Genomic DNA, 19,481 nt, shown 5'->3' on the forward strand with positions numbered 1-19,481 from the left:
AAAAGGCTTAAAACATTATTTTTTGCCTAAAGGGTATAACTCTTGATGAATAAAATCTTTTGGAAATTTTTCATCGCCATCAAATCCTAGCTCAATATCACGACCGTTATACGGTATGTAGTTTGTTTTAAAAATGTAGTCCCATATACTCAGTGTAATACCAAAGTTAACCCCCATTTTTCTTTCGGCTGGAAGTTCTTTTGCATGATGCCAAATATGCATTCTTGGATTGTTTAAAATGTATTTTAGCCAACCGTAATCCCAGTTAATATTGGCATGATTTAAGTGACCAATAGTGATGTTGAAAAAATGAACAATGGCTACATCTTGTGCAGTAAAACCCCCCATAATAGCTAGGGGAATATATTTCATAGAGTTGTAAACTAAGGGTTCCATCCAATGATAGCGAAGGTGCGCAGCGAAGCCCATTTGTTTTACGGAATGATGTACTTTATGAAAGTTCCACAAAAATTCGTATCGGTGTAGTAAGGTGTGTGTAAACCACTGCACAAAATCAATACTAATAAAGAAAACTGTAATCCTTGCCCAATAAGGAATCGTAGTAATATCAAAAAGTTGAAAGCTAGCAACGGATAAACCAATCAAACCAAGGAGGTCGTTAAATAATTGTTCTGTAGCATTCGACAAGGCAATGAACACAATTAGGTTTAATAAGAAGAAATTAAAAAACATGTAAAAAGTGTCTAGCCAAAAATCTTTACGAAACAAAGGCTGATTTTTACGCCAAGGAAATACAATTTCCAATCCCCAAACAACAAGAGAAATTAGAAGTAAGCCATAAAAATAATTATCCCATTGAATTTCAAACAAAACAGATTGTTTTAGATAGTTCCAATAACCAATGTATGAGTTCTTTATAATTTCCAGGTATCTTTCCATGGGTGCTATAAATTTTAGCAATAAAAATAATGAATTAATGACTTATAATTTTAAATAAATCTCGTCCTTTCCATAGTCGTTCTTCTTTGGGTAAAATTTCCATATTGTCCCAAAAACCTGTGAGTAATGTTTGTGCATAAGCAGGAGGTAACTGTTGTTCAGTCATTAATGTATTTGCTTTTTTATAATTATAAGAAAGTGTATGAAAAGTGTATGAAAAATCATTAGTGTCATTTAAAATGGCATACCAAACATGGGATTTTCCATTGTTAGCGGGCATGCCAATAACCCCTGGGTTTAACCAAAGAAGCGAACCTTTCTTATCTGCAAAAGGAAGTCCACAATGCCCCGCAACAATTACATCACTATTAGTTTCATTGAATGATGGAGTTTTATTTTTCCATGCAGTAGATTTAAAAATAAATTCAGAAATATCATGATACGAACCGTGTACCAAGACGACCTTTTTATCTGCGTATGTAAAGGAGATATAATCGGGTAGGGTTTGCATCCAGTCAATTGATGTTTCTGAAAGGTGGTTTTGAGCAAAAGGATACCATGCTTTTGAAAAAACATCACAACGAGAACCTTCTGTAAAATCGCAACCACAATCAATCTCCCCATTTCGTAACTGTTGTTCTACATTTCCAATAATACTATGTGCTCCCCAGTTTATAAAGGTTTGTACTGTTTCTTCTGGTTGTGCACAATAGCCAACAATATCACCAGTGCAAAAACAGTTTTCAGGCGCTATATTCTCCTGTTCAGCAACTTTAATTAGAGCTTCTAAAGCTTGTAAGTTGCTGTAAATTCCTCCAAATAAAAGTGCTTTTCCCTTTACGGTATTTATATATGTTGTTTTTGTATCCATAACGGAACTAAATAAAGAGTGAAACAAAGAATACTTCCCCAAATGTTGCTCCATAATAAATTAGCATACTTGCCAGAAGTAAAAATTAATAAAGAAGGAAAAGCATCAAAAACTAATAAAAAGCCAATAAAAATACCAGTACCTACAGATAAGTAGTAACTAATTTTAGGGGGTTTTAACTTCCATAGCATAAAAACTGGAGCTAGCCCAATAACCATAGTACCGCTAATAGTGGTTGCTGATAAAATTGAGGCGTCTAAAAATACAGGAATGGTTCCTGTGACAGCAATGAGTAGCATCATTATTCTGCCAAATGAAACAGAGGGTTGAATGTTTAAGTCAATAGCAAAAAGCTTGGCTGTTGATGAAAATGTAGAATCTAAGGTAGATGCAGCTGAGGTAATCATGATAAAATTAACCACTAATAACATTCCAATACCTAATGTTTTACTAAATGCAACAGCTGCTTGCCCATCAAGACCGTTGATTTTCCCGAAGACACCTACAAAACTAAATAAAACGATACATAAAAACCCAAGAACAGTAGCCCAAAGGTAGCTTTTTAGGGTTGTTTTTGGACTGCTTATAAAGCCACGATCGGTTAATACAGGATCGTGAAAAGGATAGCTAAACGATTGTAAAAAAGCAGCAATAGCTAAGTTTCCTCCTAAAGCCATCGTCCACTCACCAGAGTTTGAAATTGCTACGTAATTTATACCTTCAGAGGAACAGATATTCCAAAGAATAATTGCTAAAAGTACCGAGAAAAACAACATTTGAATTGCGTCAGTAAAAATACTACTGCTCAAGCCTCCTTTCAAAGCATAAGCTAAGGTTAGAAGTGTAAAAGCTACAATAGATGTGTAGTATGAGGAGCTACCTACAGCTCCAAAATAAGAACCAATAACCATGGTGTTTGACCAGACTTCGTTAAATAGTCTAATGAGAATTAAAACAGAAAATACAAGAATAGCGGTATTGCCAAATCGAATATTTAAAAAGTGATGAATGCTTTTAAAACCTCCTTGGGTACGTAGTTGGTATATAATTATTCCAGCAACGGCAAACGAAAGGTAATACAGTGCATATGCAACCCCTCCTACAAGTCCGAATTGCAAGCCTAAATTAGCCGCATTGGTAATGCTTTTCGCAAAAATCCAAGAGATGACTAAGCTACCTGTGAGCAATAATGTATTGGGTGCTTTTTTATTGTGTGTAGCTTTAAAGAAGGTTTGATTGGTTTGGGCAAAAGGGGAAAGTATTAAAAATATTAAGCTGGTACTAAGTAGTAAACCCCATTGCCAAATGTATATTGTTTCTTTCATTGGTTATACGTATTCTGAGAGAATTTTAATTTCTTACTTTAGTTATTCCACCAAACACCAAAATTAATACTATTACCATTAGTAGCTTGAGCAGCTAGTTCATAATTTGTGTTGTTTAAAGAGGCCTCCTCTGCAGGATAGGGCATTCTTACAGGAATTAAATTGTTATTTAAACTAGCTGAAATAGGATTCAGGTTAGGAAAACCAGTTCTACGATATTCTATCCATCCTTCATAGCCGTTAATAATGTTAGCAATCCATTTTTGCGTTATAATTTGCTCTAGGGCTTTTGTGTCGTCAAAACTAGCAGTTGTCGTAAGGTAATCATTAGGTATGTTAGTGTTCCAATAACGAAAGGCTTGCGTGGTAGCTAATTCGTATAATGATTTGGCATTGTGGGTAATAAATCCTTTGTGTGCTGCTTCTGCTAATAAAAAATTAGTTTCCCAAGCGGTCATATAATTGGCTTGCAAATTTCCGGCATGTTCTCTAAAAATAAAGCCAGCTAATGAATAATTTCCCAATGAAATAGTGGTTTTTGAAGCATCTATTCCGTTAATTAACCCGTTGTAATTGTTGGGAGGAGTACTGGAAGGTCTAAAAAAAGTTTGAATTCTAGGGTCATTTAGCTCTTTTAAAATCTCTTCAATAGTTTTAGACATTACAAAGTTGTTAAAATCTCCTACTCGTAAACGCGCCATTCTAAAGTTATTAGGCTCTCCATCTGTAAAATTAAAAATAGCATTTTGAGCATTGTTGGCAATGTAGTTGCCATCGGTTACAATTTCTTGAAGTTCTTTGTTTATGTTTTGTTTTGATGAAATACGGATAAGTGCTTTTATTCGTAATGAGTTGGCAAATAAAATCCAGCTATCTAGATTTCCGTTGTATAAAACATCGCCCGTTAGCGGTAAATTACCCGTGTAATTTTCAATTGCTATTATTCCCTTTTTTAAACTATCTAAAATACCTCCATCTGCTAAGTAAATAGCTTCTTGTGTGTCGTATTTGGGAGTAACAGTTTTGTTATCTCCATTAAAAGCATCACTATAGGGAACATCTCCAAAAAGATCTGTCAAAGCCATAGCCATATATGCCTTAAAAATTAAAGCAGGGCCTTCATACACTTTAAATGTTGGATTATTTTTGGCTTTGTTTAGGATAATTTCATTGTCTCTTAGATTAGTGTAAAATACAGGCCATGGATTCCCACCTAATTGTGGTGATTTTAAAGCATGACGATCAAATAAATTAAAATCTAAAGCAGTAAGTTGTTGACTTAATAAATTACCTGCAACAAAACCTTCATACGACATTGCTTCTCCATAATTGTAAATAACTTTACGAAATAATAAACTGGGTTCTACATCGACAGGAAAGTTGGGGTTTGTATTTATTTTTTCAAAATCACTAGTACAACTTGTTATGAGTACTAATAGGAAGAGAGATACGTAATTTTTCATGACATTGTTTTTTAAAAGGTTACACCTAGTTTAAATCCGAAGCTTTTGGTGGTAGCATACGACATATCTTCTACACCACTAACAATTCTATTTCCCTGCACCGCTAGTTGTTCTGGGTCAAAATGAGGAATGTTACTAATTGCAAATACATTTTTACCTATAAAAGAAAGAGTTATATCAGCTCCGTTTTTAACAAAGCCAAAGACATTGTTTTTTAAATTGAAGGTATAACTGAGGGCAAATTGTCGTAGCTTTAAATAGGAGGTATCATACACATTATTTTCTTCATGATTTCTGTCGTAAAATTGTCTGTAATAACTTTCGGGAGTTATTGCGGTTGTGTTTGGGGCATATATTGGGTTTTCTGGAGTTCCAGTATTTATAACCCCTTGCGCAATAATGCCTGATGTTGGTCGGTAAGTTGTTTCTTTTAATTGACCAGCAACCCCTGCCAAAGCTAAGGTTCTCGAAACTAATTCACCTCCTTGTCGCCAATCAAAAAGAAAATTCAAATTCCAGTTTTTGTACGAAAAACTATTGTTGAGTCCTATTGCAAAGTCAGGATTGTAATTTCCTAGTTTTTTAAGTGTAGGGTCTGCAATAAAATGTCCTTCAGATGTTAAGACAAAATCACCTTTTTCATTTTTTAAATAACCAGTTCCGTAGAAATCACCAATGCGTCCGCCTTCTTCTACTTGAAACCAAACAGTTTGATCTGGATTGTTGTAGACTCTTGAATACGCCAATGTAATTCGTCCACTGTTTTGAGGTAACGATTCAATGGTGGCAACATTTTTACTAAAGTTTACAGTAGTATTCCATTTGAAGTTATTAGTTTTAAAAGGAGTGGCATTAATAACAAGTTCTACCCCTTCAGAACGTACTTTTCCGCCATTAACTACTTGTTGTTTAAAACCTGATGAAATAGGAATTGGAAGTGATAAAATTTGATCTTTGGTAAGTGCGTTGTAATAAGTAATATCAAAAGTTAAACGATCATTAAAAAAACGAAGATCAGCCCCTATTTCAAAAGAAGTTGTTTTTTCTGGACGTAAGTTAGGGTTGGCAATAAAATCTTGACTTGTAAATGCGGGTTGTGCATGTACATTTGTTGTGGGGATAAAAGTTCTTGAAGTTTGATATGGATTGGTGTCGTTACCAACCTGAGCAATGCTTGCACGAACTTTTGCAAATGAAACCGTTGTAGGAAGGGGAAATAATTTGCTTAAAATGACGCTGGTAGAAACCGAAGGATAAAAGAAAGAAGTATTAGTGGTGGTAATTGGAGTAGCAAGCGCGCTAGACCAATCATTTCTACCTGTAATATCTAAAAAGAAGACATTGTGATACCCTAATTTTATCAAGCCATATAAACTGTTGATTCTTTTTTCTGATGAAAAATCAAAAGTTTCAATAGGAGAAGCGGCGTTGTTAAAGCTAAAAATACCAGGTTGTGCTAATTGCGTAGTTTGTGTTTGTTGTGTACTAGCTCTTTGATCAAGGCGATTTCCTCCTAAGGAAATGTCAAGAGTAACATTATCAACTTTTGGGGTATAATTAATTAAAAAATCGGTGTTAATTTCTCGGTAGGTTACTTTGTGTTCAGCGTATGCACCATTCCTAAATCGATTGGAACTAAAGTTTCTTAAAAAACGCCTGTTTTCATTAGAGTAATCCATTCCTGTTCTTAGTGTTAGGTTTAGGTTGTTGGTAATTTGTTGTTTTGCTGAAATATTACCAAAAACACGGTCTCTGTTAAATTCATTTCTATTTTCGTGTAATATGAAATATGGGTTGTCAAAAAAAGTATAGTTGAACGAATACTGTTGCCTACCCTCTAATCCTGGTTGCCAATAATTTTTTAAACTGTTAATGTTTAACGATCGAGGTCCCCAAGCTACTAATGAATAATTCACGTTTTCAGACCCGTATCCGTTAGAAGGTCTGTTATCGCTATTACTATGTACATAATTAACATGCGAAGTAATGGTAGTGTTTTTTGAAGGGATGAATTGCAAATTAGTAGCAACTGTTTTGCGCTGTAAGTTAACACCGGGTATAATTGATTCGCTGTTAACATTGGTCAATGATAAACGATAATTCCCTTGATTAAATCCCGATGCTATGGCAATATTATTAATTGTTGTAATACCTGTTTTATAAAAATTTGTTACGTTGTTAGGGTGTGCTATAAATGGAGTAGGTGTAATAGGGAGTCCGCTATACAAAGCGGTATCACCTCCTCTAACCGTAGTGCCATCGGGTAGAGATACTGGACTGTCAAATTGAGGAATTAAAGTACCTTGGTTTAATCTTGGTCCCCAACTATAGGAAATATTGTCGTTAGTTCCTCCACCTAATCCATTAATAAATTCAAAACGACCAGAGTTTCCTTGTCCGTATTCGTTTTGAAACTGAGGAAGTTGGAAAGCTGTGTCAATGAATAAAGAAGAGTTAACACTCATTTGAAAAGCATTGCTTCCTTTTTTTGTGTTGATGATGATAACTCCATTAGAAGCTCTAGTACCGTATAAAGCAGCAGCACTTGCCCCTTTTAATACAGAAACTGAGGCAATATCATCGGCGTTTACTTCCATGGCACCGTTACCAAAATCAGCTTCTTGAAAACCTGCGGCTGCTTCGTTAGTACTATTAAAAATAGTATGATTGTTTATGGGGGTTCCGTCTACAATAAAAAGGGGGTTGTTGTTGGTGAAAGATTGTTCGCCACGTATAACGATTTTTGAAGAAGAGCCAACACCAGTGGCCCCACCACTGGTAATGTTCACACCCGCTAATTTTCCTGATAAATTATCTAAAAAATTTACTGATTTAACTTCCGAAATATCTTTTTGTTGGATGCTCTGAATAGCATATCCTAGTTCTTTAGACTCTCTTTTTTTATTTAAAGCAGTAATAATTATTTCGTCCAATCCTGTATTTTCTTCTTGTAAATAAATAGAGATATTTTTTTGATTACCAACTTCAATTTCCACTGTTTTATAGCCTATAGAAGAAAAGATTAGTCTGTCGTTTTTACTCTTTATTTTTAAAGAGTAGTTGCCGCTATTATCTGTAATTGTTCCTTTCGTTGTGTTTTTGATAGTTACGTTAACAAAAGGGATAGGAATTCCATTGTTTTTTGAGATTACTTTCCCTCCAATTGTATATTGAGCATTCGCAAAGGTGGTTACGCATAATAACAACCCGAGTAAGATTTGTTTCATGTGTTTTTATAAATTTTGTTTCATATAGAGAACCATCAAAGAGTAAGTAAAAGCGAAGCGTTTTACCACTAAAAGAATGATTGTTATGATGTTACTGTACTTAAGAAAAGATGGGTGTTCTTCGTGAAGTTTTAGGAGAACCTTTGTTATAAAGTACTGAAGTGTATTGATACTTGTACCTGTATGAGGTGTTGTAAAAACTTTTTCTCAATACGAGAAGTATCTTATTAATTAAATATTTTAAGAAGTTATTCGTTGAATAACGATTTAAAAAATAGGTTAAATCGTTTTCTGAATCAATATCTTTTAAGTATGCAAGTTGCAATACAGAGTGTTCGTTTTTTTCAAGTGTTTTTTTAAGCGCACCAAATAACTCAGGAGTTTTCCAAGGGAGTGTTGCAAAACTTCTCTTGTTAAAATGTTTTCGATTAATGGCGAGTAAATAAATACCTCCATCTATTGAGGGACCTAAAACAGGAAGGTCGTTTTGAAGGTGATCAATGGCCTTTTGTAGGTGAGAAGCGTTTAAATTTGGACTGTCATTTCCTACAACAATTATGTTATGAAACCCTTTGGCAAAAGTGTGCTCTAAAGCGTTTGTAAAACGCTGACCAAAAGTTGCTCCTATTTGGTGAGTTTCATTACAAATACATATTTGAGCGTTTGTTTTTGAAGCTTCAAAAACTATCTTTTTATTTAAGTAGTCAAATAATTCTTGCCCTTTTCCTAAAAACTTATGTTCAGCTTCTCTTTTAGAAGAGTTTGCAAAAATAAGAATAGCTATTTTGGGCTGTTGTTTTGACATTTATGGACTTTCCATTAATTATAATAAAATGGAAAAGTCGAAAGAAATAGATTGACATTACAAAAAAAGCCGCTAATTTAATTAGCGGCTTTTAAGAGCAAGTAGGTTGCTTATTTTTTATTAACTTCTTTAATGTATTTTTCTAAAGCCATAGTCATTGAAGGTGTCTCAGGTGTTGGAGCAGCAATGTCTACACGTAAACCTCTATCTTCAACAGCTTTAATAGTAGTGTTGCCAAAAACAGCTATTCGAGTATTATTTTGTTTGAAATCAGGAAAGTTTTCAAATAAACTATCAATTCCTGATGGACTAAAGAATACTAAAATATCATAAAAAACATCTTCCAAATCAGATAAGTCACTGACTACGGTTCTGTATAGGTCAGCACGTTTCCAGTCAACCCCTAATTTATCCAATTCTTCAGGAATTAAAGGTTTTAATTTATCAGAAGAAGGAAGTAAAAACTTCTCGTCTTTATGTTTCTTGATCAATTTAGTTAATTCAGGAAATGTTCTATTACCAACATAAATTTTACGTTTACGGTACACAACGTATTTCTGTAAATAATAGGCCACAGCTTCAGACTGACAGAAGTACTTCATATCATCAGGAACAGTAAAACGCATTTCTTCAGCGATTCTAAAAAAATGATCGACAGCATTTCTACTGGTAAGTATAATGGCTGTGTAATTGTTTAAATCAACTTTTTGAGCTCTTACTTCCTTTACAGGAATTCCCTCGACATGAATAAACGATCGAAAGTCAACCTTAACCTTTTGCTTTTCCGCCAAGTCAAAATATGGCGATGTTTCTGTCTTTGGTTTAGGTTGAGAGACTAAAATAGTTTTAACTTTCATAAACTTTCTCTTTATTACGTAGTTGTTGTTTTATAAAGAATTAATAGCGGTGCTATTTCAAGGGTGCAAAAGTACAAAATAAAATAAAACAACTTGTTAATTACAAGTTTTTTATTGTTGGTTAAAATTAAAAAAGCTCTAAAAATAAGCAAGATACCAAAAGAATAAATTAAAAAAAGTTTGTTGGTAAAAGTATATTGGTACAGTATAATAATGGGAAGTAGCCAGATACTAAGAACATACAAATACCCCGATTTTGTATGTAAAAAATAACGTACAATTGATGATAGCCCTAAAGTATTAGTCAAAGTATAATCTATAATAAAGCGCAAAGAGAAATATATAGTAACAAATATTAACAACCCTAAAAAAGTTAAAAAGCTATGAGAGTATATTTCTGATATTAAAGTTAGAAATAAAAACAACGAGATAACAATTATTGAAAAAGAAAAAAGCAACAGCTTAAAAGGGGTAAAAAAAGAAATCCCTTCTTCCATTCTTTTATGAAAAAAACCAGGAGTAATAAAAGCAATTGCATACCCGTATATCTTGGTAGGCTTTAACGATTTCATCATAGCCAATAACACAATAGCTAATACAATAACTAAAGTAATCCAACTATCATGGTTTGTAATTCGTTCTACTGCTTGCAATTGCTTTTATACTTTTTAATTAACACAAAATTAGTAATAAATAAGTGTATCTTTGCCTAGAATTATATGAAAATTACATGAAGTCAGACGCTTTAGTCATAATTCCTACGTATAACGAGAAAGAAAACATCGAAGCTATTATTCGAGCAACTTTTAGTCAAGAAAAGGCGTTTCATGTGTTGGTTGTGGATGACAACTCCCCTGATGGAACAGCAGCCATTGTAGCAAGTTTACAAGAAGAGTTTCCAAGTCAACTTTTCATCGAAAAAAGGAAAGGAAAAAATGGATTAGGTACTGCATATATTCATGGTTTTAAATGGGCAATCGCAAAACAATACGATTATATTATTGAAATGGATGCCGATTTCTCGCACAACCCTAACGATTTAATTAGATTGTATAATGAGTGTGTTCAGGAAGGAGCAGATGTAGCTATAGGCTCAAGATATTCAGTGGGAGTTAATGTAGTTAATTGGCCAATGAGTAGGGTGTTACTATCTTATTTTGCATCAAAATATGTACGACTAATTACCAGAATGCCTATTCACGATACTACAGCGGGTTTTGTATGCTACAAAAGAAAAGTACTTGAAACCATTCAATTAGATAAGGTTAAGTTCGTAGGCTATGCATTTCAAATAGAAATGAAATATAAAGCTTGGAAGCACAGGTTTAATGTGAAAGAAGTTTCAGTTATTTTTACTGATAGAGTACTAGGAAAGTCAAAACTAAGCAAAGGCATAATCAAAGAAGCTGTTTTTGGTGTGATAAAAATGAGAATTAACGGATTACCGAAATAAGAGCATGACTATAATTACTACAAGAGAAGCAAGGAAAGAAGATATGGAAACCTTGTTAGCGTTTGAACAAGGAGTTATAGAAGCAGAAAGACCTTTTGATTCATCCTTAAAAGAGGGAAAGATTAACTACTACAATTTAGAGGAAATGATTTTTGCTGAAAATGTACATTTAATCGTGGCAATGGCTGAAGAGGAAATTGTAGGTTCAGGTTATCTTAGGATCGAAAAATCTCGAAGTTATCGTAAAAATGAACAAAATGGGTATATTGGGTTTATGTATGTAAAACCAAATTTTAGAGGCCAAAGAATCAGTTCGTTAATTTTAGAGTCTTTAAAAAGTTGGGCAAAGAGTAAAGAACTAAAAGAACTAAGGCTAGATGTTTATAAAGATAATTTAGGGGCTATAAAATCTTATGAGCGCTTTGGTTTTCATAAGAGTTTGATTAACATGAAAATGGAAATTTAATAGAAAATGAAGCAAGCATATTTAATTAAAAACGCAAAAATCGTAAACGAAAACAAGGTTTTTAAAGGCGATGTTTTAATAGAAGGAGAATTTATTAAAGAAATAGGAGAAAACTTACTTCCTACCGATGATGTATTAATGGTTGATGCTGAAGGAAAGTTTTTAATTCCAGGTATGATTGACGATCAAGTACATTTTCGTGAACCAGGGTTAACACATAAAGCAAATATTGCTACCGAAAGTAAGGCTGCAATTGCTGGAGGAATTACTTCTTTCATTGAAATGCCTAATACAGTGCCTCAAGCAACCACTCAAGAATTACTAGCTGATAAGTTTGATATGGCAAGTAAAACATCATACGCAAACTATTCGTTTATGTTTGGTGGAACGAATGATAACTTAGAAGAGTTATTAAAAACAAACCCTAAAAACGTTGCTGGTATCAAGTTATTTTTAGGTTCTTCAACAGGAAATATGTTGGTAGATAATGAAGAGGTGCTTGAGAAAATATTTTCTTCAACTAAAATGTTAATCTCTGTACATTGTGAAGATGAAGCTACCATTAGAAAAAATACAGAAGAATACAAAGCAAAATACGGTGATGATATTCCTGTAAAATACCATCCGTTAATTCGTAGTGAAGAAGCATGTTATTTATCATCCTCAAAAGCAATTGAATTAGCAAAGAAAACAGGAGCACGTTTACATATTTTTCATTTATCTACAGAAAAAGAAACCCACTTATTCCGAAATGATATTCCTTTAGAAGAAAAACAAATTACGGCTGAGGTTTGTGTACATCACTTATGGTTTACCGATGCCGATTACGATACAAAAGGGATGTATATTAAGTGGAACCCTGCGGTAAAAACTCAAAAAGATAAAGATGGTTTATGGAAGGCGCTGCTAGATGATAGAATTGATATCATAGCAACCGATCATGCACCTCATACCTTAGAAGAAAAGGATAACGTATATACAAAAGCCCCTAGTGGAGGACCGTTAGTACAACATGCTGTTCCAGCGATTTTAGAAAAAGTAAAAGAAGGGGTGTTGCCAATTGAAAAGGCAGTAGAAAAAATGAGCCATAATCCAGCAAAGATTTTCCAAATTGAAAAAAGAGGATTTATAAAAGAAGGTTTTTATGCCGATTTAGTTTTGGTTGATGCAGATAAGAAGTGGACTGTAGATAAAGAAAATGTATTGTATAAATGTGGATGGTCTCCTTTCGAAGGAGTTGAGTTTTCAAACCAGATAACACATACATTCGTAAATGGAAATTTAATGTACAATGAAGGGGTGTTTAATGAAGAAATTAAAGGAAAACGATTATTATTTAATAGATAAATGAAATCTTTTTTTTACATATGTCTGGGGCTGTTTATAGTGTCGTGTAATAGCAATACGATTTATAAAAAACCGGAGAATCTTATTCCTAAAGATTCAATGGTTTCGTTATTAACGGATATGTATATTGCCTCTTCAGCCAAAAACCAAAAAAATAAGTTGTTAAAGAGAGAGAAAAACTATATGATTTTGGTGTACGAAAAATATAAAATTGATAGCACTCGTTTTGATGCTAGCAATACATATTATACCTCTATGGTTGATGAGTATGCAGGAATTTTAAAAAATGTAAAGAGCAACATTGATTCATTAGACATTTTATACAAGAAAGAACAAGAAGTTCAAGACTCTATAAAAGGGATCCAAAAAGATACTATTTTAAATAAAGAATTATTAGTAAACGATTATCCTAAAGATTCGATAAATAAAGAAAATAGAAGACTTGAAAAAAAAGACTTAAAGAAGAGTCTTAAGTAACTTGTTTTTTAAATTCTTTAGAAACGTTAGTTATTACATGGTCAATAGGTTCAAACACAAAACCAAGTTGTTCGGTAATCTTCTTAGAAGTATAGAACGATTTGTTGTGAGCAGATTTAGCAGTGTTTTTAGTTAGTAAAGGCTCTTTACTAGTAAGTTTTGTTAAAAGCCAATCGATTTTCCAAAATATTGAAGTAGCTAATTTCCCTACTTTTATTGAAGGTCTTTTTTTATTTAGGTTGTCAGCAATGCTGAATAAAACATCTTTAAACGATTTATTTTCTGAAACGAGAATAAATCGTTCGTTGTTTATGTTTGAATCCATCAGGCCTATCATGGCTTTCACAACATCGTTAACTCCAACAAAGCCAGTAATGCCTTCCGTGTAAAAGGGAAATCCATCGCTTATTTGGGTAAACATCTTTCCAGATCCTTCCCTCCAAAAACCACCACCTAAAATTACTCCTGGATTTACAATAACGATATTCAAATTTTCCTGACTACCTCTCCAAACTTCCATTTCAGCACCGTACTTGGTAATTGCATACCCATGATTTTCATCACTATCAACCCATTCATTTTCTTCATTAATAGGTTTTCCGTTAATAGCATCCCCAACCGCAGCAATGGAGCTTACGAAACAGAATTTATCTACGTTGGCATCAATAGCCAAATTGATTAAGTTGGCAGTTCCTTCGATATTTATCTGACGCATTTTCCTATAATCCTTTGGATTAAAGGAAACTAACGCAGCACAATGGTATACTTGTGTAATGTTATTAAATACAGGTTCTAGGGAAGGAATATCTGTAATGTCAGCTTGTGTCCATTCAATTTTTGAAAAATACTGTTGCACATTATCTGTGTAAAAAGAAAAGATTTCTTTAACATGTTCACGCTTTTTTTCAGTTCTAAAAATAGCTCGAATTTTGTCGTTTTTTTGGCTTAAATGATATAATAAATGTGAGCCTACTAAACCTGTTCCTCCTGTAACTAAAATCATAAAGCGAATTTAGTTTATTTTGGCTGATAAACTTATCTTTGCTTCTTTAAAAATAGAATAAAATGACCAAGAATTTAGTAGAAGAATTACAATGGCGTGGAATGATACACGACATTATGCCAGGAACCGAAGAACAACTTCAAAAAGAAATGACGTCGGTTTATATTGGCTTTGATCCAACTGCAGATTCGTTACACATTGGTAGTTTAGTTCCAATTATTTTACTAGTTCACATTGAAAAAGCAGGGCATCAGCCAGTAGCTTTAGTAGGAGGTGCAACAGGTATGATCGGTGATCCAACAGGAAAATCAGATGAGCGTAATTTATTAAATGAAGAAGCTTTAGCAAAAAACGTAGCAGGTTTAAAAAGAACATTAGGTCGCTTTTTAGATTTTGATAACGGGGCTAAAAACACTCCTTTATTGGTAAACAATTACGATTGGATGAAAGATTTTTCATTCATCGAATTTGTGCGAGATGTTGGTAAGAGAATTACTGTAAACTACATGATGGCAAAAGATTCTGTAAAAAAGCGTATTACAGGAGAAGCTGGTAACGGAATGAGTTTTACAGAGTTTACGTATCAATTAATTCAAGGGTATGATTTCTATCACTTATATAAAACCTTAAATTGTAAATTACAAATGGGAGGGTCTGACCAATGGGGTAATATTACCACAGGTACAGAGTTAGTTCGTAGAATGACACCAGGTGAAGATGCAAAAGCATTTGCAGCTACTTGCCCATTAATTACAAAAGCAGACGGTTCTAAATTTGGAAAGTCTGAAGGAGGAAATGTTTGGTTAGATGCAGCTAAAACATCCGTTTACAAGTTTTACCAATTTTGGTTAAATACTTCAGATGAAGATGCGGAAAAGTATATCAAAATATTCACGTTTTTAGATAAAGAAACTATTGGTGCTCTCATTGCTGAACATAAAGAAGCGCCACATCAAAGAGCTTTACAAAAGAAGTTAGCTGAGGAAGTAACTATTTTTGTACACTCAAAAGAAGAATTAGCTAAAGCAATTGCTGCTTCAAATATCTTATTTGGAAAATCTACAGCTGAAGATTTAAAGAACTTAGATGAGCAAACGTTCTTAGATGTGTTTGATGGCGTACCCCAAGCAGAAGTTAGTACAGAGGACATAACTGGTGGGTTGGATATGATTGCCGCTTTAGCAGCCAAAACAGGCTTTTTAAAATCAAATGGAGATGCTCGAAGAGCCTTAAAAGAAAATTCAATATCTGTAAATAAAGAAAAAGTAAGTGAAGACTTTGTAATTACTTCCAAAGATTTAATTGCAGATAAGTATGTGTTATTACAAAGAGGTAAGAAAAATTACTTTTTATTAAAAGTAGCTTAAATAGCTTTTAGATATACTAAAAAAACCTTAAAGAAATTTCTTTAAGGTTTTTTTTGTTTGTAATATATAAACAAACGGGGGAAATTATTGTTATGAAACTGCTCTTAAATCAAACGTTAACGGACATCTTTTACAATTAATTCCTTTCTTTTGATATTTGTTGCAGCATTTATTTTTAGGTTTAATACAGTTGCTAGCACAGGAAGAACTACAAATAGTTGTTCTCTGTAATGTTTTGACAGAGGTTACTTTCTTGGTTTCAGTATAAAAAACAATCATTTGCTATTGGTAAAATCCGTGCAAATATAAGCTTTTTATTTAGAATAAATTAAAATAAAACAAAAAACTTGTATTTTTACCATTGGTTATCAGTAGAGATAGTCGTATCTTTGTGTTAGTAAAAAGCCCTTTTTTGTTAAAGAAACTAAGCATATATTTTTTTGTTGCATTGTACATGATAGCCATGTTACGCCCAATAGCTCCTTTTGTAGAGTACGCAATAAATTATGATTATATATCAAAAGTTTTGTGTATTAACAAAGATAAACCAGAGTTAAACTGTAATGGTAAATGTCAGTTAATGATGGAGCTTGAAAAGCAACAAGACGATGATTTTAAATCGTTGCGAATTGCAATGGAAGAATATCCGATAGGGTTTGTTTCAATCTTAAATTTAGATTTAGAAGAAAAACACTTTGTAAAAGAAAAAGAATTATTTTCTTATAAGAAAAACTATTACTACCTATTTAATCAAAAAGTATTTCATCCTCCTATTATTTAATCTTCATACTTAGCTATAATTACTACTAATTGGTTACAAATAACGTAATCAAAATGGTAGACTATTGTAAAATAAAAACAAGATTAAAACAATTTACAAGTAAAATCTTTAATGATGCTCAGCATTGTTAAAGAAGTACTGTAGTACATAAAATTTAAAAGATGAAAAAAATATTAGCTTTCATAGCTTTGGCTATAGCGTTCACTTCTTGTAGTGATGATGAGATAATTAACGATAAATTAGAAGGGGAAAATGAGGTAGTAATAGAGTTTGATAATGGTTTTGCTGAAGACAAACTTTTGTTAGGAACTTCAACTTACACAAACGGAAACGGAGAAACATTAACAATAAACTCTTTCGATTATATCGTAAGTAATTTTGTGCTCATAACAGAAGAAGGAGAAGAATATGTATATCCTAAAGAAAAAAGTTACTTTATAATAAGTGAAGGAGGAGGAGATAAGGTAAAAAAAGTTCAAATATCGCTTAAAGAGGTACCTGCGGGGAAGTATACACAAATTAAATTCGGAATTGGAATTGACCAAGAAAGATTTAAAGAGGGGCAAGCTGTACAGCAAGATTTTTGGACTTTGGCTGAGAGCTATAACTTAACTTGGAACTGGCAAGCTGGATACAAGTTTGTCGTTTTAGAAGGAAATTACAAAGAAGCAGTGGCTGTTGATGAGAACCCATTTATGTTGCATATTGCAAGTAGAGGAACAACAGTTGATTTATACAAAGAGGTAGTATTACCAATGGATGTTGCTATTGTTAGTAAGGAGCAATCACCTCAATTACATATTAAAGTAGATGCAAATACAATGCTAGACGGAGTTTCTAAGGTTAAGTTATCTGAAGGTGCAACAATTATGGGGGGAGATAAGGCCTCTTTAATAGCCGAAAATTATACGAACATGTTTATGGTACATCATGTACACCATACCAATCATCATTAATAATTAAGGATGTCTAAAGAATAGTGGTAAAACACTGTTCTTTAGTTTTTTTAAGTATAACAAGTCAATTGTTTTCAATTGACTCTTAATACCGTACGTAATGAAAAAATTAATGATTGTATTGCTCGTAAGTGTTTTGTATGGCTGTAAAGAAGAAGATGTATATACAAATGTTGAGCTAGTATTGGAACAGCCTAGCAATTTCCCAACACCTCATTATAATCTAAGATCAAATCCAATTACAGAAAAAGGTTTTGAGTTGGGTAAAAAGCTTTTTTATGATGGAAAATTATCTTCTGATGGTGTGGTTTCTTGCGCTTTTTGTCATCAACAAAAATTTGCGTTTACTCATCACGGACATCAGTTAAGTCACGGAGTAGAAGATAGAGAAGGAACAAGAAATACACCACCAATTCAAAATATGGCATTTCAAAAACAGTTTTCATGGGACGGAGCAGCTTTTCATTTAGATATGTTTCCTATAATACCCATTACCAATCCTGTTGAAATGGATGAAACCGTAACTAATATTTTAGAAAAACTACGGCAAGATGCAGCGTACCGAAAATTATTTAGTCAAGCCTTCGAAGATGGACAAATCAATGCCGATCATACATTTAAAGCGATGTCTCAATTCATGCTTATGATGGTTTCTGCAAATTCAAAATACGATAAATATGTTCGAGTGGAAAAGGGAGGAGCATTTTCTGAACAAGAAAAAAACGGATTAGAACTTTTCAATGCTAAATGTGCCTCTTGCCACGTATCAGATTTGTTTACGGATGATGCTTTTAGAAATAATGGTTTACCAATTAATCCAGCACTTAATGATATAGGTAGAATGACAGTAACCTTGTTGGAAGGTGACAAATACAAGTTTAAAGTACCAAGTCTTAGAAATATTGAGCTTACCGCTCCATATATGCACGATGGTCGATTTGGATCTCTAAAATCAGTATTGAATTTTTATGCAACAGGAGTTCAAGAAACTCAAAACGTAGACCCAATCCTTAAAAAGGAAGATGGAACATGGGGAATACCCTTAAACGAACAAGAAAAGGAAGATATTATAGTCTTTTTAAAAACACTAACAGATGAAGAATTTATCAGAGACAAAAGATTTGCTGAATAAGGGAATGTTTATTCTAGGAATACTTATTTCAGTACAAATACAAGCCAATACCCCTTTCCCAGAGCGTTACGAACTATTTTTAGATTGTGATGCTTGTGGATGCAGTAATAGTGGAGGTAGTTTAGGAATGGGAGGAATTATCGACAATAACTTTGTTGGAGTGCGTTACCTACATCAAAAATATCAGTCTAAAGACGGGATTTTTAAGAATTCACCAATTATCAACGAGTATTTTAATACAGTACAAGTATGGTCTAGAATTCCTATTATCAACGAGTATTTAGAAGCACAAGTTTTTGTGCCTTTCCATTTTCATACAAGAGACTATATCGATAAAACTACAGCTATTGAAGGCTTAGGAGATATTTCTTTCTTAATTAATTATACATTTTTGAATAAAACTACTGGGAAGTATAAAGAAGAAAAAGATAAGATCATCTCTTCTAATCATCTCTTAAAAATTGGAGCTGGAATGAAACTGCCTACCGGAACGTACAACGAGGCAATAAATAATTCTATTAATCCTAGCTTTCAGTTGGGAACTGGAAGTATAGATATAATTACCAACCTTCAATATGTGTATAAAAGAAACGATTTTGGAATTACAAATTATTTTAATTACTATATAAAAACAACAAATAAAGAGGAATACAGATTTGGAAATCAATTTAACTTTAACAGTACCTTTTTTTATATGTTTAAAGATAGTAAGCAAAATAGCTTTGTGCCATCGGTAGGAATTTCTGGAGAGGTTTTTGCTAGTAATAAAACGATAGGTTTAAAAGTGAAAGATACAGAAGGTTATGCATTGTTTTCTAATTTAGGAGCAGAATACAATGCAAAAAAATTAACAATAGGTGTCTTAGCAATGTATCCAATTCAGCAAAATTTAGCACAAGGAACCATAGAGGTAAAGTACAGGTCGGCTATTTACCTGAATTACAATTTTTAAGAAGACTGTTCTTTGTTATCTTGGGAGTTAAAGCGATCATTGTTTTAAAAAAAATAATAGATTTTACGTAAGGATTCTTAAATTTGGTGACGAATCCTC

At 33.0% G+C, this 19,481-nt stretch carries 18 protein-coding genes; 9 read left to right on the forward strand and 9 right to left on the reverse strand.

Features of this window, described 5'->3' with window-relative positions; translation table 11 throughout:
• Nucleotides 1-15: 15 nt before the first annotated feature.
• The 8 genes from V1T75_RS13035 to V1T75_RS16405 all read right to left on the reverse strand — a co-directional run bounded on the left by V1T75_RS13035 (nucleotide 16) and on the right by V1T75_RS16405 (nucleotide 10,101).
• Nucleotides 16-900, reverse strand: a complete 885-nt coding sequence (locus V1T75_RS13035) for a sterol desaturase family protein (RefSeq protein ID WP_330488963.1) — start codon at nucleotides 898-900, stop codon at nucleotides 16-18.
• Between the two features lie 34 nt (nucleotides 901-934).
• Complete coding sequence (locus V1T75_RS13040) at nucleotides 935-1,771, reverse strand: metallophosphoesterase family protein (RefSeq protein ID WP_330488964.1); 837 nt, start codon at nucleotides 1,769-1,771, stop codon at nucleotides 935-937.
• On the reverse strand, nucleotides 1,747-3,096 hold the full coding sequence (locus V1T75_RS13045) for a sodium:solute symporter (protein WP_330488965.1): 1,350 nt from the start codon (nucleotides 3,094-3,096) through the stop codon (nucleotides 1,747-1,749). Before V1T75_RS13045 ends, V1T75_RS13040 begins: the two co-directional genes overlap by 25 nt.
• Nucleotides 3,097-3,134: 38 nt before the next feature.
• Nucleotides 3,135-4,559 (reverse strand): SusD/RagB family nutrient-binding outer membrane lipoprotein, encoded by a 1,425-nt coding sequence (locus V1T75_RS13050; RefSeq protein WP_330488966.1) that lies wholly within the window; start codon nucleotides 4,557-4,559, stop codon nucleotides 3,135-3,137.
• 11 nt (nucleotides 4,560-4,570) lie between these two features.
• Nucleotides 4,571-7,786 carry a SusC/RagA family TonB-linked outer membrane protein gene (locus V1T75_RS13055; protein WP_330488967.1) on the reverse strand — a complete coding sequence of 1,072 codons (3,216 nt, stop codon included), beginning with the start codon at nucleotides 7,784-7,786 and terminating at the stop codon, nucleotides 4,571-4,573.
• Nucleotides 7,787-7,886: 100 nt separating this feature from the next.
• Entirely contained in the window at nucleotides 7,887-8,591 is a 705-nt protein-coding gene (locus V1T75_RS13060; RefSeq protein WP_330488968.1) for a TIGR04282 family arsenosugar biosynthesis glycosyltransferase, read from the reverse strand.
• A gap of 110 nt (nucleotides 8,592-8,701) precedes the next feature.
• Nucleotides 8,702-9,448, reverse strand: coding sequence for a uroporphyrinogen-III synthase (locus tag V1T75_RS13065; protein ID WP_330488969.1), 747 nt, complete (start codon nucleotides 9,446-9,448; stop codon nucleotides 8,702-8,704).
• A 14-nt stretch (nucleotides 9,449-9,462) separates the two neighbouring features.
• Nucleotides 9,463-10,101, reverse strand: a complete 639-nt coding sequence (locus tag V1T75_RS16405; RefSeq protein ID WP_417799282.1) for a DUF4271 domain-containing protein — start codon at nucleotides 10,099-10,101, stop codon at nucleotides 9,463-9,465.
• A gap of 77 nt (nucleotides 10,102-10,178) precedes the next feature.
• Here V1T75_RS16405 and V1T75_RS13070 point away from each other — a divergent pair, with 77 nt between their 5' ends.
• The 4 genes from V1T75_RS13070 to V1T75_RS13085 are packed head-to-tail and all read left to right on the forward strand — an operon-like array spanning nucleotide 10,179 to nucleotide 13,191.
• Nucleotides 10,179-10,901, forward strand: coding sequence for a polyprenol monophosphomannose synthase (locus V1T75_RS13070; protein ID WP_330488970.1), 723 nt, complete (start codon nucleotides 10,179-10,181; stop codon nucleotides 10,899-10,901).
• A 4-nt stretch (nucleotides 10,902-10,905) separates the two neighbouring features.
• On the forward strand, nucleotides 10,906-11,367 hold the full coding sequence (locus V1T75_RS13075; protein ID WP_330488971.1) for a GNAT family N-acetyltransferase: 462 nt from the start codon (nucleotides 10,906-10,908) through the stop codon (nucleotides 11,365-11,367).
• A gap of 6 nt (nucleotides 11,368-11,373) precedes the next feature.
• Complete coding sequence (locus V1T75_RS13080; RefSeq protein ID WP_330488972.1) at nucleotides 11,374-12,714, forward strand: dihydroorotase; 1,341 nt, start codon at nucleotides 11,374-11,376, stop codon at nucleotides 12,712-12,714.
• The gene (locus V1T75_RS13085; RefSeq protein WP_330488973.1) at nucleotides 12,715-13,191 is read left to right on the forward strand and encodes a DUF4296 domain-containing protein; all 477 of its coding nucleotides are present in this window, start codon (nucleotides 12,715-12,717) and stop codon (nucleotides 13,189-13,191) included.
• On the opposite strand, the gene V1T75_RS13090 is transcribed toward V1T75_RS13085, so the two are convergent.
• Nucleotides 13,184-14,194: an NAD-dependent epimerase/dehydratase family protein gene (locus V1T75_RS13090; RefSeq protein ID WP_330488974.1), complete on the reverse strand. Its 1,011-nt coding sequence runs from the start codon at nucleotides 14,192-14,194 to the stop codon at nucleotides 13,184-13,186. The genes V1T75_RS13085 and V1T75_RS13090 overlap by 8 nt on opposite strands.
• Before the next feature lie 62 nt (nucleotides 14,195-14,256).
• Between V1T75_RS13090 and tyrS the strand changes: the two genes are divergently transcribed.
• The 5 genes from tyrS (at nucleotide 14,257) to V1T75_RS13115 (ending at nucleotide 19,382) form a co-directional block, all read left to right on the forward strand.
• Nucleotides 14,257-15,561, forward strand: coding sequence for a tyrosine--tRNA ligase (gene tyrS / locus V1T75_RS13095; protein ID WP_330488975.1), 1,305 nt, complete (start codon nucleotides 14,257-14,259; stop codon nucleotides 15,559-15,561).
• 412 nt (nucleotides 15,562-15,973) lie between these two features.
• Entirely contained in the window at nucleotides 15,974-16,342 is a 369-nt protein-coding gene (locus tag V1T75_RS13100; protein ID WP_330488976.1) for a hypothetical protein, read from the forward strand.
• Nucleotides 16,343-16,503: 161 nt separating this feature from the next.
• Entirely contained in the window at nucleotides 16,504-17,298 is a 795-nt protein-coding gene (locus V1T75_RS13105) for an MbnP family protein (protein ID WP_330488977.1), read from the forward strand.
• Between the two features lie 100 nt (nucleotides 17,299-17,398).
• Nucleotides 17,399-18,430: a cytochrome-c peroxidase gene (locus V1T75_RS13110; RefSeq protein WP_330488978.1), complete on the forward strand. Its 1,032-nt coding sequence runs from the start codon at nucleotides 17,399-17,401 to the stop codon at nucleotides 18,428-18,430.
• Nucleotides 18,393-19,382 carry a transporter gene (locus tag V1T75_RS13115; protein WP_330488979.1) on the forward strand — a complete coding sequence of 330 codons (990 nt, stop codon included), beginning with the start codon at nucleotides 18,393-18,395 and terminating at the stop codon, nucleotides 19,380-19,382. The genes V1T75_RS13110 and V1T75_RS13115 overlap by 38 nt, the downstream gene beginning before the upstream one ends.
• The last annotated feature ends 99 nt before the right edge of the window (nucleotides 19,383-19,481 follow it).

The sequence above is a fragment of the Tenacibaculum sp. FZY0031 genome (assembly GCF_036350695.1).
Lineage (GTDB): Bacteria > Bacteroidota > Bacteroidia > Flavobacteriales > Flavobacteriaceae > Polaribacter.

Excerpts from the sequence above, each read along its gene's own strand:
- V1T75_RS13110 (WP_330488978.1), top strand. The coding sequence starts at position 17,399 with ATGAAAAAATTAATGATTGTATTGCTCGTAAGTGTTTTGTATGGCTGT.
- V1T75_RS13035 (WP_330488963.1), bottom strand. The coding sequence starts at position 900 with ATGGAAAGATACCTGGAAATTATAAAGAACTCATACATTGGTTATTGG.
- V1T75_RS13060 (WP_330488968.1), bottom strand. The coding sequence starts at position 8,591 with ATGTCAAAACAACAGCCCAAAATAGCTATTCTTATTTTTGCAAACTCT.
- V1T75_RS13040 (WP_330488964.1), bottom strand. The coding sequence starts at position 1,771 with ATGGATACAAAAACAACATATATAAATACCGTAAAGGGAAAAGCACTT.
- V1T75_RS13075 (WP_330488971.1), top strand. The coding sequence starts at position 10,906 with ATGACTATAATTACTACAAGAGAAGCAAGGAAAGAAGATATGGAAACC.
- V1T75_RS13055 (WP_330488967.1), bottom strand. The coding sequence starts at position 7,786 with ATGAAACAAATCTTACTCGGGTTGTTATTATGCGTAACCACCTTTGCG.
- V1T75_RS13050 (WP_330488966.1), bottom strand. The coding sequence starts at position 4,559 with ATGAAAAATTACGTATCTCTCTTCCTATTAGTACTCATAACAAGTTGT.
- V1T75_RS13090 (WP_330488974.1), bottom strand. The coding sequence starts at position 14,194 with ATGATTTTAGTTACAGGAGGAACAGGTTTAGTAGGCTCACATTTATTA.
- V1T75_RS13085 (WP_330488973.1), top strand. The coding sequence starts at position 12,715 with ATGAAATCTTTTTTTTACATATGTCTGGGGCTGTTTATAGTGTCGTGT.
- V1T75_RS13070 (WP_330488970.1), top strand. The coding sequence starts at position 10,179 with ATGAAGTCAGACGCTTTAGTCATAATTCCTACGTATAACGAGAAAGAA.
- V1T75_RS13115 (WP_330488979.1), top strand. The coding sequence starts at position 18,393 with ATGAAGAATTTATCAGAGACAAAAGATTTGCTGAATAAGGGAATGTTT.
- V1T75_RS13105 (WP_330488977.1), top strand. The coding sequence starts at position 16,504 with ATGAAAAAAATATTAGCTTTCATAGCTTTGGCTATAGCGTTCACTTCT.
- V1T75_RS13080 (WP_330488972.1), top strand. The coding sequence starts at position 11,374 with ATGAAGCAAGCATATTTAATTAAAAACGCAAAAATCGTAAACGAAAAC.
- V1T75_RS13065 (WP_330488969.1), bottom strand. The coding sequence starts at position 9,448 with ATGAAAGTTAAAACTATTTTAGTCTCTCAACCTAAACCAAAGACAGAA.
- V1T75_RS13045 (WP_330488965.1), bottom strand. The coding sequence starts at position 3,096 with ATGAAAGAAACAATATACATTTGGCAATGGGGTTTACTACTTAGTACC.
- tyrS (WP_330488975.1), top strand. The coding sequence starts at position 14,257 with ATGACCAAGAATTTAGTAGAAGAATTACAATGGCGTGGAATGATACAC.